The following is a 16,358-nucleotide window of genomic DNA, read 5'->3' on the forward strand; positions in this document are numbered from 1 at the left end:
GCGGGCAAAAAAGATGCGTCAAGATGGCGCGGCTGAATTTATCAGTGCTTCCCTAGCCAGATAAGTGCCCGACCGCTTGCGTAACTAAGCGTTTGCGAGGGACGGCATCACAACCAATACGGCGGTAATGCAGGAGGTGAGATCATGCTTGGCACACTCTTACAGGGTACGGAGAACAAGAATGCCGCCCTGCGCCTGCGCGAGATGGTGACCGTTCTGCGCCGCCACGACATCGTGCATGGTCTGACCCCTGTGAAGCTGCGCGCCATCTTCGAGGATCTCGGCCCCACCTTTGTGAAGTTCGGGCAGATCATGAGCATGCGCCCCGACTTTCTCCCGACCGAATACTGCGACGAGCTGATGAAGCTCCAAACGGGGGCGCGCCCCCTCCCCTTCCCCATCATCCTCTCCATTGTGGAGCAGGAGTACAACCGTGAGTGGAACAAGGTATTCCGCACCATTGACAGCACGCCGCTCGGCTCTGCAAGCATTGCACAAGCACACCGTGCGACCCTTTCCTCGGGTGAGGAGGTCGTCATCAAGGTGCAGCGTCCCGGTATTCACGAGATCATGCGCATGGATCTCACGCTCATGAAGCGTGCGGCGACCATCATCCGCCTCGTCAATCGCGACAATGTGGTAGATTTTCGCACCCTCATGGACGAGATGTGGAACATCGCAAAGCAGGAGATGGATTTTCTCATCGAGGCGGGACATATCGAGGAGTTTGCCCACCTCAATCGTGAAAATCCCTTTATCTCCTGTCCGCATGTCCTCCGCGACCTCTCCACCCAGCACATCCTCGTCATGGAGTACATCGACGGCATCCCGCTCGATCAGACCGATGCCCTGCACGCAGCGGGTGTCAATGTCACGCAGATTGGACGGCGGCTCGGCGAGAACTACGCGAAGCAGATCATCGAGGATGGTTTTTTCCATGGCGACCCGCACCCCGGCAACATCCGCGTGCGCGGCGGCACGATTGTCTGGCTCGACCTCGGAATGATGGGGCGGCTCAGCAACCGCGATCGCACGGCTCTGCGCCGCGCAATCGTCGCGCTCGCGACCCACGACACCTTTGAAATGAAGGCAGCGGTGCTCGCGCTCGGCATTGTCAAGGGGCGCATCAACCACGCGCAGCTCTATCAGGACATCGACGTGATGATTGAGCAGTACGGCTCACTCGATTTCACCGACGTGCATATGGGGGTGCTGACGAATCAGATTCTCGGTATCCTGCGGATGCACCACATCGGCTGTCCGAGCGGGCTTGCCATGTTTGCGCGGGGCGTCATGACCGTCGAGATTGTCATGCGCCGCTGTGCGCCGGAGGTTAGCTTTCTCGAAATCTTCGCACGCAGCCTCTCGCTCGGCATCGTGCAGGGAATGACATGGCGTGAGGGCCTCACAAAGGCAAAGCAGGAGGGCATCATGCTCCTGCGCAAATCCGTCCAGATCCCCGAGCAACTTGCCGATCTGCTCAAGATGACCATGAGCGGACAGGCAAAGCTGAACATCGACCTCACAGGCTCGGAGGAGCCCGTTCAGCGTCTTGACAAGATGATGAACAAGCTCATCATCGCCCTCCTGTGCGCCGCGCTTCTCATCGCATCGAGCACAATCTGCACGACGGATATGAAGCCGCAGATTGGCGGCATCCCATTCCTTGGAATTCTCGGCTATCTCATCGCATTCATTCTAAGTCTCCGACTCATCTGGGACATTCACAAGGGGGTGTAGACCATGCGCGGTATACGCGGTGCGATTACGGTGGAGCACAACGATCAGGAGGAAATCTGGCAGGCGGCGCAGGAGCTTATTACAGAACTCATGCGCACGAACGCCATTGCACCGGAGGACATCGGTGCAGCAATCTTCAGCGTGACCGAAGATCTGACGGCGGCATTCCCCACGGCAGGCGTGCGGCGCATTGCATGCTTTGACCTCGTTCCACTCTTTGATGCACGGCAGTGCGCCATTGAGAACAGTCTCCCGCGCTGCATCCGTGTACTCCTCCTCGTCAACATTGACGTGCCCCAGAAGGACATTCATCACATCTACCTGCGCGCAGCGGCAAACTTACGTCCCGACCTCGAGGGGTAGTATCTCCAAATAAAAAACACCGCAATGCGGTGTTTTTTATTTGTCACATTTGTATTTATCGGCGGCGCATCCATTCGGGAATGTCAATGATATCCGTGCCGGCGGAACCGGCATTCGGCTCAACAACGTTCATACGACGATTATTCGCCGCAGTGCCAAGATTCGGGGGAACAATTGCAGTGGCGGGACGCGCCTGCGCTTGCGGCTGCACGGGAGAAGCTGTCTTTTGTGCGGATGCACCGGTCATCCCCGGCATGGAGATCCAATCCGTACCGAGTCCCAGATCCGGCTCGGCAGTAGCACCCGTACCGTTGTCCGTAAGACCAAAGCCCGTCGCAACGACAGTGACCCGAACGCTGTCATCGAGACCCTCGTCCACGCCAATGCCCCAGATGATATTCGCCTGACGCCCGTTCGTCGCGTTCATGATAACGCTGTTCAGCCACTCAGACGCCTCGTTGACCTCGTACATACTGAGAGCCCTGGAGCCGGTGAAGTTCATGATGACGGAGGTCGCACCCTCGATGCTCGTCTCCAGCAGCGGCGACTCGATTGCCGCCTTTGCCGCCGCAATCGACGCTCCCTCGCCGCGCGCCTCGCCAATGCCCATGATCGCCGCACCGCCGTTTGCCATCGTGGTCTGAACGTCCGCGAAGTCGAGGTTGACAACTCCCTGGTTCGTGATGAGATCGGTGATGCCCTTGACCCCCTGCCAGAGCACATTGTCCACCTTGCTGAACGCCTCTGTGACAGGTGTACTCTTATCGATGATCTTCATGAGGCGATCGTTCGGAATCGTGATAATCGTATCGACGTGCTGCTGCAGATTCGTGATCCCCGTCTCTGCGTTACGCGCACGCTTCATACCTTCATAGGAGAAGGGACGCGTGACAACGGCAACGGTGAGCGCACCAAGCTCCCGCGCACACTCGGCAACGACAGGCGCAGCCCCCGTGCCCGTACCACCGCCCATGCCGGCGGTGATGAATACCATGTCCGCTCCGCGCAGTGCCTCTACGATTTTATCACGGTTTTCCATCGCAGCCGCCTCGCCGATCTCGGGACGCGCACCTGCGCCGAGCCCCTTATCGCCGATCTGAATGCGCACTGCCGCCTTTGACTGCAAAAGCGCCTGGGCATCCGTATTGATTGCAACAAACTCAACGCCCTGCAAACCGGAATCAATCATATTGTTTACTGCATTACCGCCGCCGCCGCCTACACCGACAACGATGATCTTTGCGAGTTCTTCAAAGGTATCATCCATTTCGAACACAGCTTCAGCCTCCATATCATATCTGTATCATGTTCAACTATCAATAAGTAATAATTTTCCTCGCTCATTTTACCATGAAAATCAATATATTTCCATAGCAGAGAAAAAATTTTAGAGAACCACCGATAAAACGGATACAATTTTCCTGCGAAGAAAAGAAACAGCGTCCATAGCAAAGACGGTCACTGTGCACCGTCACGATAGTCCTTGAGCAGATAGCGGCGCAGGATCGCGAGGTTCTTGAAGATGCGGAAGCCGAACGCAAGCAGCGCGACATAGTAGAGGTCGATGCCGAGGCGGTCGCCGATGAAGACGAGTGCCGCTGCGAGCAGTGTGTTCGAGAAGAATCCGGTGACAAAGACATGCTTGTCAAAACGCTCTGCAACCGCCGCCCGAAGACCGCCGAATGCCGCATCCAGTGCGGCGACGAGCGCGACGGAGAAGAGTTTTGAGTAGGCGAGCGGTATGACAATCGGACTGTTGTAGCCGATGAGGAGACCGATCACGAGGCTCACGATGACGATGTAGATCATTTGCTTCCCTCCTCGCGCTCCTCGGTCTCGCGCGCATAGCTCTGGCGAATGCTCCCGCGATAGGGCGGGATGTAGACATCGTTGCTCACCGTGATGTCGAGCTGGATCCCCCAGACGCTCAGCGTCTCGACCACGCCGCCGCGCATCCGCAGCGAGTTCTCGAGGGACTTCTTATCGCCGATTGCTCGAATCTCAAACGGTGCGGACGAGCGTACATTGTTCACGGAGAGCGTCGGACCTGCACAGCGAATCTCAGAGATGCCCGTGAGACGCTGTCCATTGACGGAGATCGCCTCCGCCCCCGCCGCACGCAGCTCGTTGATGACGCGCAGGAGATCGTCATCATGGATGACGTAGAGGTTGGGATTCTCCCCCGCCTTTACAGGCTTTGTGCTGTCGTCCATGCGTACGATGACCCCCTCGCCCTCGAGAGGGACGAGTGCGGCACGGTAGCGCAGCATTTCCTGATCCTGTCGATTTCCCACGTCGGCGACTGCCGCCTGCATCTTGTGCAGCTCCTCACCGAGCTCGTCGCGCTCGTGCTCCGTCTGGAGCAGACGGTCGGAAATCTCCTCGATGCGTTGCTGCGAAAGACTGCCCTTCCCGTCCTGTGCCGTACGGAACTGCACGGCAATCATAAAGCCGATCAGGACGCAGACGAGGGCAATGAGCCACCCACCCTGCCAAAATTGTTTCATTTATTTCCCCTCTGTGGTCTTATCCGCGAGTTTGATGAATGGCGCGTCATAGCTGAAGTCGACGTACTCGACCGTATGGCGCGTGGTCTTTTGATCCTGTAAAAAATCCTGTGTAAGCCCCGCCTTGTCCGGAATGCGCCCCAGCTCTCCAAGACGGATCGGCAGTGCGCTCTTCGTATAGGCAACAACGGCGGCCGGCACGGTGATGTTGACCTCGGAGATCTGCCCGATATCGGCGGGATCAATCCTGCTGAGGAAGGTGATGACCTGCGCGACCTGAGCGTTGTTGTTGTCGTCCCCAATGTAGAGGTCACGCAGCTTCACGCCCGTGATGATGGGGATGTCCGCCCCCTTGAGCGAACGGTAGCTCGCGATGACCTTCCCCTGTCGGTCAAAGTCCAGATAACCGTAGTCGCACGCGACGGTGGCAACAGGAATGCGTTCGACGATGTCCATCTCGATCTTGTTCGGCAGCTGCCGCCGCACGACGGCAGACTCAATGCGCAGATCGTGGAGGAGGTTCGTCGTAATGGCATCCGTCTTGAGCTCAAAGAGCCGCGCACCATAGTTGATGCGTGCGATCTCACAGAGCTCCGCCTCGTCGAGACGGACGTTGCCGCGTACGACGAGCTGCTGAAAGGTGAAGAGCGGCGAGTAGATGAGGGCGGCGATCACGGCAGCGATGCAGAGGAGGTAGAGTGCCCCCTTTAGAACGCGGCGTGAACTCATCGGGTGTACCCTGCCATCGCGAGGATTTTCTCACAGAGCGCAGGGAACTCGATGCCGACCGCACGCGCGGCATCGGGCACGAGCGAGGTCGCCGTCATGCCCGGCACCGCATTGACCTCAATCGCATACGGCTCGCCCGCCGTACTCAGCATGACATCGATGCGCGCGACACCCGTACAGCCGCATGCCTTGAACGCACGGACGGCGAGTTCCTGCACGGCAGCCGTGCACTCCGGCGAAAGCTCTGCCGGCACGATGTGTGCCGAAGCCCCCGGCGTATACTTGCTCTCGTAGTCGTAGCGCCCCGAGGTCGTCGTGATCTCGATGACGGGCAGTGCCTGTGCATCCGCAGGGATTCCCCAGACGGCGACAGTCAGCTCACGTCCCTCGATGAACTCCTCGATGAGCACCTCATTGCCATAGGAAAACGCCTCGTCGATTGCACTCTGCAAATCTTCCTCCCGTGTCACGATGTAGACACCGATGCTTGAGCCCTGCTCGGGTGCTTTGACGACAACGGGCAGATCAAACTCCGTGCGGATGCGCTCCGCTGTATATACATCCCGCTCCGCCTTGGATATGCAGCAAAAACGCGGGGTTGCAATCCCCTCCGCACAAAAGATCCGCTTCGCTGTCACCTTGTCCATGGTGAGTGCGGCTGCGCGCACGCCCGAGCCCGTATAGGGAATCCCGAGCATATCAAGCGTGCCCTGCAGGATGCCGTCCTCGCCGTATTTCCCATGCAGCGCATTAAATACGATCGCGGGGTTCAGCTTTTGAATCTCCTCGGCAAATGTCGTTGGTACGAGTTCCATGCCGATGACGGGATACGCCTTCGTACGCAGTGCCTCGAGGATCGCCGTGCCCGAGCGGCGCGACACCTCCGCCTCGGTGGAGGGACCTCCCATAACGACGACAATCGGACGCTCCCCCGTGCCCGCCGTTCCATTTTTCAGCTGTTCGACCAGCGTCTCCCCAACCTCCAGGATGTTGCCCGCCCCCATCGTGATGACAAGGTCACCCGCACGCACATGCTGTGCAAGGTAGCGTTCGAGGTCGACACGTTCCGGCAGATAGACCGCATCCTGCCCCGTCTGCTTTGCGACCTCCTCCATCAGCGTCTCGCCGCTGACACCCGGAATCGGAGTCTCGCCCGCCGCATAGACATCGGTGAGGATGAGCAGATCGGCAGCGGCAAAGCATGCACCGAACTCCGTGCGCAGGAGATTGGTACGCGAGTAGCGATGCGGCTGGAACACGCAGATGAGCCGTCCGGGATTCGTCGCACGCGCCGCCGTGAGCGTCACGGCGATCTCGGTCGGATGGTGGGCATAGTCGTCCACGACCCAAACACCGTGCTCCTTGCCCTTCGTCTGGAAACGGCGTTTTGCCCCGTGGAAGCCCGCGAGCGCATCCTGGATCTGTGCAAACGCGACCCCCGCAAGACGGGCGACGGCGATGCAGGCGAGCGCGTTGAGCACATTGTGACGCCCCGGAATGTTAAGCGAGACGCGCCCCAGTTCCACGCCGCGCTCGAACACGGTGAAGGAGATGATCGAGCCGTGCGCCTCGATGTCCGCCGCACGATAATCCGCCTCCGTGTCGATGGCATAGGAAATCACGCAGCGTTTCGTCTCTGCCGCGAGCTTTCGCAGAATTTCATTTTCAAAGCAAAGAATTGCCGTCCCGTCCTCGTCCACCTGGTCGATGAAGGTGCGGAACGCGGCGATGATCTTCTCCATCGTGCCGTAGTGATCCATGTGATCGTCTTCGACGTTCGTCACAACGGCGACGTGCGGACGCAGCTTGAGGAAGGAGCCGTCGCTCTCGTCCGCCTCGGAGACGAGGTAGCGGCTCGTGCCGCGCTTCGCGTTTGTGCCGAGGTCGGGCACCTCACCGCCGACGATAATCGTCGGGGACACGCCCACGCGATCGAGCGTCACGCCGATCATGGAGGTGGTCGTCGTCTTGCCGTGCGAGCCTGCGACCGCAATCCCGTCGTACTCGTTGACAAGTGCGGCGTTGATGTCCGAACGGTGCAGCTTCGGGATGCGCAGATCCCACGCCGCAATCACCTCGGGGTTGTCATAGGGAATCGCCGTGGAGACGACGATCGCATCCGCGCCGCGCACATTCTCCGCACGCTGTCCGTCCGTCCACACACGCGCGCCGAGACGCACCAGCTCCTCGATGATGGGCGATGTGCCCTGATCGGAGCCGGAGACGTTGTAGCCGAGCAGGAGGAGAATTTTTGCGAGCGGACTCATCCCTGCGCCGCCGATGCCGACAAAATGTATGTTGTGAATCCCCTTCAAGTCCTTGAGCAACGCCCTCACCCTTCTCCTTTACAAATCCGCAGCGCAAGTGCCGCAATTTCCTCTGCCGCCTCGGGCTTTCCGAGACGCTTCATCGCCGCTGCCATATCCGCGCGGCGTGCATCGTCCGCAAGCATCCTCCGTAGTGCCTCTCTGAGCACATCTCCGCTCAGGTCACGGTTGAGGATGACCTCTGCCGCGCCCGCCGCCTCCATCGCACGCGCATTCTTCTCCTGATGGTTCTCCGCAGCGTACGGATATGGGATGAGGATCGCGGGTACCCCCCGTGCCGCGAGTTCCGCAAGCCCCGTTGCGCCCGCACGAAAGACGGCGACATCCGCCATCGCCATTGCCTCCGGCATATTGTAGAGATACGGCAGAACGCGCAGATGCGGATGCTCCTCAAGCCGCACACCCGCACTGCGAATGCGGGCAAGCGTGTCTCCATGCTCGTCTGCGCCCGTCACATGGAGGTACTGCACCTCACGTTGCTCTGCCGCGTGCACGATGACCTCGACCATCGCACGGTTGATCGAACGCGCCCCACGGCTGCCGCCCGAGACGAGCACCGTCTTTTTCGCGGGGTCAAACCCGAACACCCTCGCTCCCTCCGCACGCGTCGCTGTCAGCACTTCGGGGCGAATTGGATTGCCCGTCACATAGGTCTTTTCCTTTGGAAATACACGCTGTGCGTCCTCCATGCCGACGGCGATTGCCGTCGCAAACTTTGCGAGGATGCGGTTCGTCACACCCGCAAAGACATTCTGCTCCTGCACGAGCGTCGGCACACCCGCCAGACTCGCCGCAAGCAGGATCGGACCCGCGACGTAGCCGCCCGTCCCGATGGCGACATCGGGACGAAATCCGTGCACAATGCCGCGTGCACGCGCAACCGCACGCAACGCACGCCATGCACGGCTGATGTTCTCGATGGAAATGCTGCGCTGAAAGCCCGCAAGATCCATTGCGATGAAGTCAATGCCCTCGCGCGGGACGATGTCCTCCTCAAGCCCGTTGCGTCCGCCGACGTAGAGGATACGTGCGGACGGCTCGCGACGCTGAATGGCACGGATGATCGTGAGCGCGGGATAGATGTGTCCGCCCGTCCCGCCGCCGGATACGATGATGTTCATAGCTCGTTCACGATCCTCTTGAAGTCACGTCCGCGCTCCTCATAGCCGCCGTACATATCGAAACTCGCACACGCAGGGGAGAGCAGGACGGTCTGCGGCGGCGCGGCGCGTTCATACGCGATCCGCACCGCCTCCTCCATGTGATAGCCCGCACGGTGGATGTGCTCCGTCGTAAGCCCTGTCTCCAGTGCCGCCGCTGCGAACCGCTCCGTCGCATCCCCGACAAGGATGAGTTCATCGACGCGTGCGTGCACGAGCGTCATAAACTCCGCAAGATCGGTCAGCTTGTCATCGCCGCCTGCAATCAGGATGATATGCCCGTCGAACGCCTCGAGTGCCTTGATCGCCGAGTCCGTATTCGTCGCCTTCGAGTCGTTGTAATATCTGACATCGTCCACGGTGCGCACAAACTCGATACGGTGCTCCACGCCCGTGAACGAACGCAGCACGGGACGCATCTCGGCGGATGTCACCCCCGCAAGGAACGCCATAGCAGCAGCCGCGAGTGCGTTCTCGATGTTGTGCCCGCCCGGAATGCCGAGTTCATCCGTCCGAATCAGCACATGCTCCGCACCGTCCCAACGAATGACGATCATGCCGTCTGCACGCACGGTCGCCCCCTCCGTCAGTTCCTCGCGTCGGCTGAAAAAGCACACTTTCCCCTTTGCACGCTCTGTCATGCCGCGCGTATGCGGGTCGTCATAGTTCAGCACGAGGAAGTCGTCCGCCGTCTGCGCGGCAAAGAGCTTTTCCTTCATCGCCTGATAGATCTCCATCGAACCGTGACGGACGATGTGATCGGGGGTTACATTCAGCTCCGCGACGATATGCGCGTGAAAATGCGTGGTCGCCTCCATCTGGTAGCTTGAGATCTCCGCCGCGATTGCGCCGTCCGCAGGAGTTTCCTGAGCCACGTCGATCAGTGGAACGCCAATATTGCCGCCGACACCGACCGCAGGGAAATGCGCACGCAGGAGTTCTCCGAGCAGGGTCGTCGTAGTCGTCTTGCCGTTCGTCCCCGTGATGGCATAGATGGGCGCAGACGCAATCTCTCCTGCAAGCTCCACCTCTGTCGTGACGCGGATGCCACGCTCTCGTGCAGCACGGACGAGCGGAATGCGCTCCGGCACGGCGGGCGAAAGGACGATGAGATCCGTACCGTCCAGAAGTTCTTCCCTTTGTGCACCAAAGACGCAGGAGATTCCCTGCGCCCGTAAAGTCTCAATATGCTGCTGCGTTACCGCATCTTTTTCCGCGTCCGCCTCATCCTTCGCATCCGAGAGCGTCACGCGTGCGCCCGCCGCCGCAAGGTATTTTGCCGCCGCGAAGCCGCTGATGCCCGCCCCGATGACGAGCGCAGACTGATTGTGATAGGACAATTCCCTGTGTCCTCCTTATATATGTGATGTATGAAAAATGGATATCATGCGATACTCCAAAGCAAACCCTAGTGGAACAAGCGAGTAAAGTGTGCGTTTCGCCCCCTGCGGATTTCTTTCGTTCAAGCGCAGCGCGTTTAAGAAGTCCGCAGGTATTTAGGCGAATAAGCACACGATCGCTTGTGTAACGAGGTGTTTGCGTGGAGTATGCAGGTGTATTCTTTCACGAAAGCAGCACCACAATCCATGCAAGGAGTGCGCCTGCCGCGCCGACTGCCCAGAACGTATAGACCACGCGCGTCTCGCTCCATCCACCGAGCTCAAAGTGGTGATGAATCGGGCTCATGCGGAAGATACGCTTGCCGCGCGTCCGGAACGAGACGACCTGCAAAATCACGGACAGTGCCTCGCAGAAGAAAACGAATCCCACGATGGGCAGCAGCAGCTCCGTGTGCGAGAGAATCGCCACACCCGCGAGTGCGCCGCCGAGTGCGAGCGAGCCCGTGTCGCCCATAAAGATGCGTGCCGGATGATGATTATACCACAAAAAACCGATACATGCACCAATTATCGCCGTCGAAAACACCATCAGCCCGCTGTCCATGCCATACATGAGCACTGCGTAAAAAAGTGCCGCCACAGCAACCGTGCCCGAGGCGAGCCCATCAAGCCCATCGGTCAGATTGACGGCATTGGATGTGCCGACAAGCACAAAGATGACAAGCACATAGTAGAGGATACCGATGTCGATCCGCGCTCCCATGAGCGGCATCCATACACTCGTATCGTGTGCAAGCAGGGTGCTCCCGATGAAGATCGTAACGAAGGCGATGATAAGCTGCCCGATCAGCTTCTGGCAGGCACGCAGTCCAAGGTTGCGCTTCTTGACCACCTTGATGTAGTCGTCCGCAAAGCCGAGCAGGAAATGCCCGAGGAAGATGAAGAGCGCGAGCAGCGTCGTCACCGTGAGCGGCGCAAAGAGCAGCGTCGCTGCCGTTACGGCGAGCACGATCATCACACCGCCCATCGTCGGCGTTCCACTCTTCGCCCGGTGGCTTGCAGGTCCCTCCTCGCGAATGCTCTGCCCGTATTTCAGGCGATGCAGAAACGGGAGGAAATAAACTCCACTAAATAAAACGATGGCAAGTGCTGTTACAAAGGTCAACAGAATGTGCAGTTGGGGAGATAAAAAATCTAAGATATGTTCCATCAGTATTCCGCTTCCTCACCCGCCAGGAGGGCAATGACCGCTTCCATTTTCATGCCGCGTGACCCCTTGAAAAGAACCGTGTCCCCGTCTCTGAGAAGTGAGCGCAGATACTCCGCCGCCACCTCATGCGTCTCGGCGTGACGGCAGACGGGACAGCCCGCCGCCTCTGCCGCCGCATCCATCCATCGGGACTGCGGTCCATAGGTCACGAGTGCCGCAAAGCCGAGCTCCGCCACGCGGCGGCCAATCCTGCGATGCGCCTCCTCGGCGGCATCGCCGAGCTCCAACATATCACCGAGCACGGCGATTTTGCGCCCCTCATAGAGATTTGCCGTCGTCTCAAGTGCCGCCGCCATCGACGACGGACTCGCATTGTAGGCATCGTTGATGAATGTCCATGCGCCGACCTCATGCACCTCGTAGCGCATCTTTGTCACCGCAAGCCGCTGCAGCCCCGTCTGCATCTCCTGCGGCGTGTAGCCGAGGACGAAGCCCGCCGCGAGTGCCGCGAGCGCATTGCTGACATTGTGCCGTCCCGCAAGCGGAATGCTGTAGTCGTGCCGCTCATTGTTCCACATCACCATGAACTGTGAACCGTCCGATGTCAGACGCAGTGCCTCGGCACGCACGTCGGCGTCTGCGCCGATGCCGTAGGTCAGAACGCGCACACCATCCGCCGCAAGGGAACGCATCGCGGCAACGCGTGCATCGTCCGCGTTGAGGATGACCGTCCCGCCCGCGGGAATCGCCTGCACGAGCTCCGCCTTTGCCTTTGCAATATTTTCGATCGAGCCGAGCAGCTCCATGTGCACCTCGCACACATTCGTCACAATGCCGATGGAGGGAGCGGCAACGGGTGCGAGTGCGGCGATCTGCCCCAACCCGCGCATACCGATTTCCACAACGGCAGCAACGTCCCCGCCCGTCATGCCGAGCAGGGTCAGCGGCAGCCCGACCTCATTGTTGCAGTTCGCCGCCGTACGGCAGACCGTACCGCGTGCCGAGAGCACCGCCGCCATCAGATCCTTCGTCGTCGTCTTGCCGTTCGAGCCCGTGATTGCAACGACGGGAACGCCGAATTTCATGCGCCATGCGTGCGCGATTGCCTGATATGCGGCGAGGCTGTCGGACACCGTAAGGACTGCGCCCTTTGCATTCTTCAGAGCCTTTTCCACCGATTTGGAAAGCGGCGCACCGACCAGAACCGCCGACGCTCCCTTTTGGAGCGCATCCGCCGCAAACTCCGCACCGTCGAAGTTCTCCCCGCGCAGGGCGATGAAGAGATCTCCCGTCTCGATTTTCCGTGTATCCGTCGTGATCTTGGGGATGGCATCATTGCCGCGCAGCTTCCCGCTGTGCACCTTGGCATTGGTCGCTGCCAGCACCTCGTTCCATGTCAGTTCCATATCACAGCCCCCTGATTGCTTCGCGTGCCGTCTCGCGGTCGTCGAAATGAATCGTCTTGTCCTTCAGAATCTGGTAGTTCTCATGCCCTTTGCCGAGGATGACGACCGTATCCCCCGCCTGCGCCGCCCCGACTGCGTGAAAAATCGCCGTACGGCGATCCACCAGCTTTTTATACGGCTTTGCACCGATCACGGGCAGGACACCCGTCTCCACCTCATCCAAAATCGCCGCCGGATCCTCCGTGCGCGGATTGTCCGAGGTCAGAATGGCAATGTCCGCCAGCTCCGCCGCCATGCGCCCCATGATGGGACGCTTCGTCCGATCACGGTCACCGCCGCACCCGAACACGGCGATGATACGCCCCGCCGTAACTGCACGCGCCGTGCGCAGGACATTCTCCATGCCGTCCGGCGTATGTGCATAGTCCACGATGACCGAGAACGGCTGCCCTTCGCGCACAAGCTCAAAGCGTCCCGGTACGCCCGTGAACACCGTAAGTGCTGCCGCAATATCCGCCGCAGACACATGCTCGGCAAGTGCCGCTCCCGTCGCCGCAAGCACGTTGGACACGTTGAACAGACCCGTGAGCCCGATGTGGAGATGTGCGAGCTGTGCCCCATCATACATGAGCGTCAGCTCCATGCCGTCCTGCGCCAAATGAACGCCCTTTGCCATTAGACCCGCATCGCGTTCCACACCGTAGGAAATGACGGGGCAGTGCGTGTGTGCACGCATCGTTTCACTTGCTGCGTCGTCTGCGTTGAGCACCGCAGTTTTGCCCGACTTTGCCCCCTGCGCAGACACATACTCAAATAGCCGTGCCTTTGCCCGCGCATAGTTCTCCATCGTCTTGTGATAGTCGAGGTGATCCTGCGTCAGATTCGTGAACACCGCCGTGTCGAACTCAATGCCCGCGACGCGCCCCTGGTCGAGTGCGTGCGAGGATACCTCCATCACGACCACATCCATCCCGCGTGCACGCATTTCGGACAGCAGCTGCTGCATGACAATGACATCGGGGGTCGTGTTCGCCGTCGGGAACACCTCGTCCTCCATCATGACCTGTATCGTCCCGATCAGCCCCACGCGTTTCCCCGCATGGCGCAGGATCGCACGCACGAGATAGCTCGTTGTCGTCTTTCCGTTCGTCCCCGTAATCCCAATGACGCGCATTGCGCGCGCGGGATAGTCGTAGAAATACGGCACAATGACATCCAGCGCCTCTTGGAGATCCGCCACATGGAGAACGGTGATGCCGTGGGGGACATCCACCGTCTCTCGCTCCGTCAAAATGGCGCGAGCTCCCGCCCGCGCCGCATTCGGTATAAAGCTGTGTGCATCCACATGAGCACCGCTGATGCAGACAAAGAGTGCCCCCTCCTGCACGCGGCGCGAGTCCCGCTCAATGCTCGTAATCTCGGCATCGCCGCCCGAAATCCGTGCATCATTCAGGAGCGCGGCAAGCTCTGACAAATGCTTCATCATGTGCCATCATTCCCCTTCATGTGAAAAATACATATTCTGCGGCACCTGCATATGCAGCTGCTCCACCGCAATCGCCTCAATGCGTGCGGGTGATTTCAGCTGTGCAATCTCGATCTTCAGGCGCTCGTTTTCCTGCTCCAGCTGGTCGGCATTCTGCTGCGTTTCGAGTAGGGTATATCCGTTGTTCGCACTGATGCCGCCAAGCAGCGTCACCACCATTGCGCCAAATGCAATCAGAAAGAAGATGGCACGCAGACAGTTCCTGAGATTCGTATTGACCTCCCGTCGGATCAGCGGCTCCTTGGGAGGCTCCGGCTGTGGTGCGGGTCGTATCTCCTCCTCATACGCATATTCATAAGCATACACTTTATGTGCCGGCATACACCCTCACCTCCTTTGGTCTCTGCTTCCTTATATTTTCTCTGCGACGCGCAGCTTTGCGCTCTTTGCCCGTGGATTCGCCGCGCATTCAGCAGCACTTGCTGCGCGTGCCTTGCCGATCAGGCGCACCTCCGGTGCATGACCGCAGATGCAGACGGGCGTGTGCGGCGGACAGATACAGCCGCGTGCCGCTTCCTGCATCGTCCTTTTGACAATGCGATCCTCAAGCGAGTGAAACGTGATAACAGCGAGCCGCCCGCCTGTACAGAGTGCGTGTACCGCATCGCGAAGCGCATCCGAGAGAATCGTCAGCTCCTCATTGACCTCGATCCGGATCGCCTGAAACACCCGCTTGGCGGGATGCCCGCCCTTTGCGCGTACCGCCTTCGGCACGGCACGGTCGATGACGGCGACGAGCTCGCCTGTCGTCTCGATGGGACGAATTTTTCGCGTCTCCGCAATAAACGCAGCAATGCGCTTTGCCCATCGTTCCTCACCGTATGTGTAAAAAATCTCCGTAAGTTCCTCTACGCCGTATTCATTGACAACGGTATAGGCACTGCGCACCGCACGACGATCCATACGCATATCAAGCGGCGCGTCCTGCATATAGGAAAAACCGCGTTCTGCCGTGTCGATCTGCGGCGATGAGATGCCGAGATCGAAGAGGATGCCGTCCACCTCATCCACACCTTCGCGGGCGAGAATCGCCGCGAGGTTACGGAAGTTATCTCGTACAAGCGTCACCCGACACACGGCATCCGCGAGACGCTCCTTTGCTGCCGCAATCGCGATTTCGTCCTGATCAATGCCGATGAGACGGCCTTTCGCAGAAAGCTGCCGTGCAATACGCCCCGCGTGCCCAGCTCCGCCGAGCGTACAGTCCACATAGACACCGTCGGGGCGCACCGCGAGGGCTTCAATCGTTTCCTCTGGCAGAACACTGATGTGATGAAAGTCGCTCATATCGTAATCCCGTAGCCTGCAAGCTGCGTCGAGATCTCCGTGATGTTCGGATCGACCTCACCCGCATAGCGCAGCCACTTCTCCTTGTCCCAGACCTCGATGCGTGCATCTGCACCCGTGAGGATGACATCCTGCTTGAGACCGATATTCGCGTAGGCACGCAGATTTGCAGGTACGAGAAAACGTCCCTGCTTATCACATTCGAGCGTGCGTGCACCTGCAATGAAGAAGCGGGCAAACGCACGCGCATTCGGGTCGGCAATCGAGAGCGTCCGCAGCTTCGCCGCGAACTCGTCCCATGCCGCCTGTGGGAAAAGGAAGAGACTGCCGTCCAGCCCCTTCGTGATGATGAACGAGACACCGAGCTCCTGCCGAAAATCGGCGGGCAGGATGACGCGGCCCTTGGCATCAATGCTATGAGTGTATTCCCCCATGAACATCCTGCCGCACCACCCTTCGATTCTCTATCGCCACCACGTGGCACTATCCACCACAATTCACCACTTTTACTAACAGTTATAGCAAAATTCCCCCTTTTTTTCAAGAAAACAGGCATTCCCTTTTCCTTGCATACAATCTCTAAAACACCCCCAAATCCACGCCATAAAAGGCTGTGCGCGGAATACCCGACCTTGTCCAAAAGCACAAAAAAGGACTTAGTTCCTAGGAATCGCTGATAAAATGAAGGCCGTTAGATTGGCGTAGATTTTTTCGTCCGAACAAGGAGACAAACCGGACGCATA

The 16,358-nt window shown here is 59.2% G+C and carries 15 protein-coding genes; 2 read left to right on the plus strand and 13 right to left on the minus strand.

Features of this window, described 5'->3' with window-relative positions:
• Positions 1-144: 144 nt before the first annotated feature.
• On the plus strand, positions 145-1,740 hold the full coding sequence (locus ACO6BQ_RS08565) for an ABC1 kinase family protein (RefSeq protein ID WP_489120445.1): 1,596 nt from the start codon (positions 145-147) through the stop codon (positions 1,738-1,740).
• Between the two features lie 3 nt (positions 1,741-1,743).
• Complete coding sequence (gene aroH / locus ACO6BQ_RS08570) at positions 1,744-2,103, plus strand: chorismate mutase (protein ID WP_489120446.1); 360 nt, start codon at positions 1,744-1,746, stop codon at positions 2,101-2,103.
• A 55-nt stretch (positions 2,104-2,158) separates the two neighbouring features.
• Here aroH and ftsZ read toward each other — a convergent pair whose 3' ends face one another.
• The 13 genes from ftsZ to mraZ all read right to left on the minus strand — a co-directional run bounded on the left by ftsZ (position 2,159) and on the right by mraZ (position 16,055).
• Entirely contained in the window at positions 2,159-3,394 is a 1,236-nt protein-coding gene (ftsZ, locus tag ACO6BQ_RS08575; protein WP_489120447.1) for a cell division protein FtsZ, read from the minus strand.
• A 167-nt stretch (positions 3,395-3,561) separates the two neighbouring features.
• A complete protein-coding gene (locus ACO6BQ_RS08580) occupies positions 3,562-3,912 on the minus strand; it encodes a small basic family protein (RefSeq protein WP_006692726.1) in 351 nt (116 codons plus the stop codon).
• Complete coding sequence (locus ACO6BQ_RS08585; protein ID WP_489120448.1) at positions 3,909-4,610, minus strand: DUF881 domain-containing protein; 702 nt, start codon at positions 4,608-4,610, stop codon at positions 3,909-3,911. Before ACO6BQ_RS08585 ends, ACO6BQ_RS08580 begins: the two co-directional genes overlap by 4 nt.
• Positions 4,611-5,339, minus strand: coding sequence for a cell division protein FtsQ/DivIB (locus tag ACO6BQ_RS08590; protein ID WP_489120449.1), 729 nt, complete (start codon positions 5,337-5,339; stop codon positions 4,611-4,613).
• Positions 5,336-7,666: a UDP-N-acetylmuramate--L-alanine ligase gene (murC, locus tag ACO6BQ_RS08595; RefSeq protein WP_489120450.1), complete on the minus strand. Its 2,331-nt coding sequence runs from the start codon at positions 7,664-7,666 to the stop codon at positions 5,336-5,338. The genes ACO6BQ_RS08590 and murC overlap by 4 nt, the downstream gene beginning before the upstream one ends.
• A gap of 5 nt (positions 7,667-7,671) precedes the next feature.
• On the minus strand, positions 7,672-8,787 hold the full coding sequence (murG, locus tag ACO6BQ_RS08600) for an undecaprenyldiphospho-muramoylpentapeptide beta-N-acetylglucosaminyltransferase (RefSeq protein WP_489120451.1): 1,116 nt from the start codon (positions 8,785-8,787) through the stop codon (positions 7,672-7,674).
• Positions 8,784-10,166, minus strand: a complete 1,383-nt coding sequence (gene murD / locus ACO6BQ_RS08605) for a UDP-N-acetylmuramoyl-L-alanine--D-glutamate ligase (protein WP_489120452.1) — start codon at positions 10,164-10,166, stop codon at positions 8,784-8,786. The genes murG and murD overlap by 4 nt, the downstream gene beginning before the upstream one ends.
• 223 nt (positions 10,167-10,389) lie before the next feature.
• On the minus strand, positions 10,390-11,376 hold the full coding sequence (gene mraY / locus ACO6BQ_RS08610; protein WP_489120453.1) for a phospho-N-acetylmuramoyl-pentapeptide-transferase: 987 nt from the start codon (positions 11,374-11,376) through the stop codon (positions 10,390-10,392).
• Complete coding sequence (locus ACO6BQ_RS08615) at positions 11,376-12,782, minus strand: UDP-N-acetylmuramoyl-tripeptide--D-alanyl-D-alanine ligase (RefSeq protein WP_489120454.1); 1,407 nt, start codon at positions 12,780-12,782, stop codon at positions 11,376-11,378. Before ACO6BQ_RS08615 ends, mraY begins: the two co-directional genes overlap by 1 nt.
• A 1-nt stretch (position 12,783) precedes the next feature.
• Positions 12,784-14,268 carry a UDP-N-acetylmuramoyl-L-alanyl-D-glutamate--2,6-diaminopimelate ligase gene (locus ACO6BQ_RS08620; RefSeq protein WP_489120455.1) on the minus strand — a complete coding sequence of 495 codons (1,485 nt, stop codon included), beginning with the start codon at positions 14,266-14,268 and terminating at the stop codon, positions 12,784-12,786.
• 6 nt (positions 14,269-14,274) lie between these two features.
• Positions 14,275-14,649, minus strand: a complete 375-nt coding sequence (locus tag ACO6BQ_RS08625; RefSeq protein ID WP_489120456.1) for a cell division protein FtsL — start codon at positions 14,647-14,649, stop codon at positions 14,275-14,277.
• Positions 14,650-14,679: 30 nt separating this feature from the next.
• Positions 14,680-15,615, minus strand: a complete 936-nt coding sequence (gene rsmH / locus ACO6BQ_RS08630) for a 16S rRNA (cytosine(1402)-N(4))-methyltransferase RsmH (RefSeq protein ID WP_489120457.1) — start codon at positions 15,613-15,615, stop codon at positions 14,680-14,682.
• Complete coding sequence (gene mraZ, locus ACO6BQ_RS08635) at positions 15,612-16,055, minus strand: division/cell wall cluster transcriptional repressor MraZ (protein ID WP_006692737.1); 444 nt, start codon at positions 16,053-16,055, stop codon at positions 15,612-15,614. The genes rsmH and mraZ overlap by 4 nt, the downstream gene beginning before the upstream one ends.
• Between the last annotated feature and the right edge of the window lie 303 nt (positions 16,056-16,358).

The organism is Centipeda sp. (in: firmicutes) (assembly GCF_057271695.1).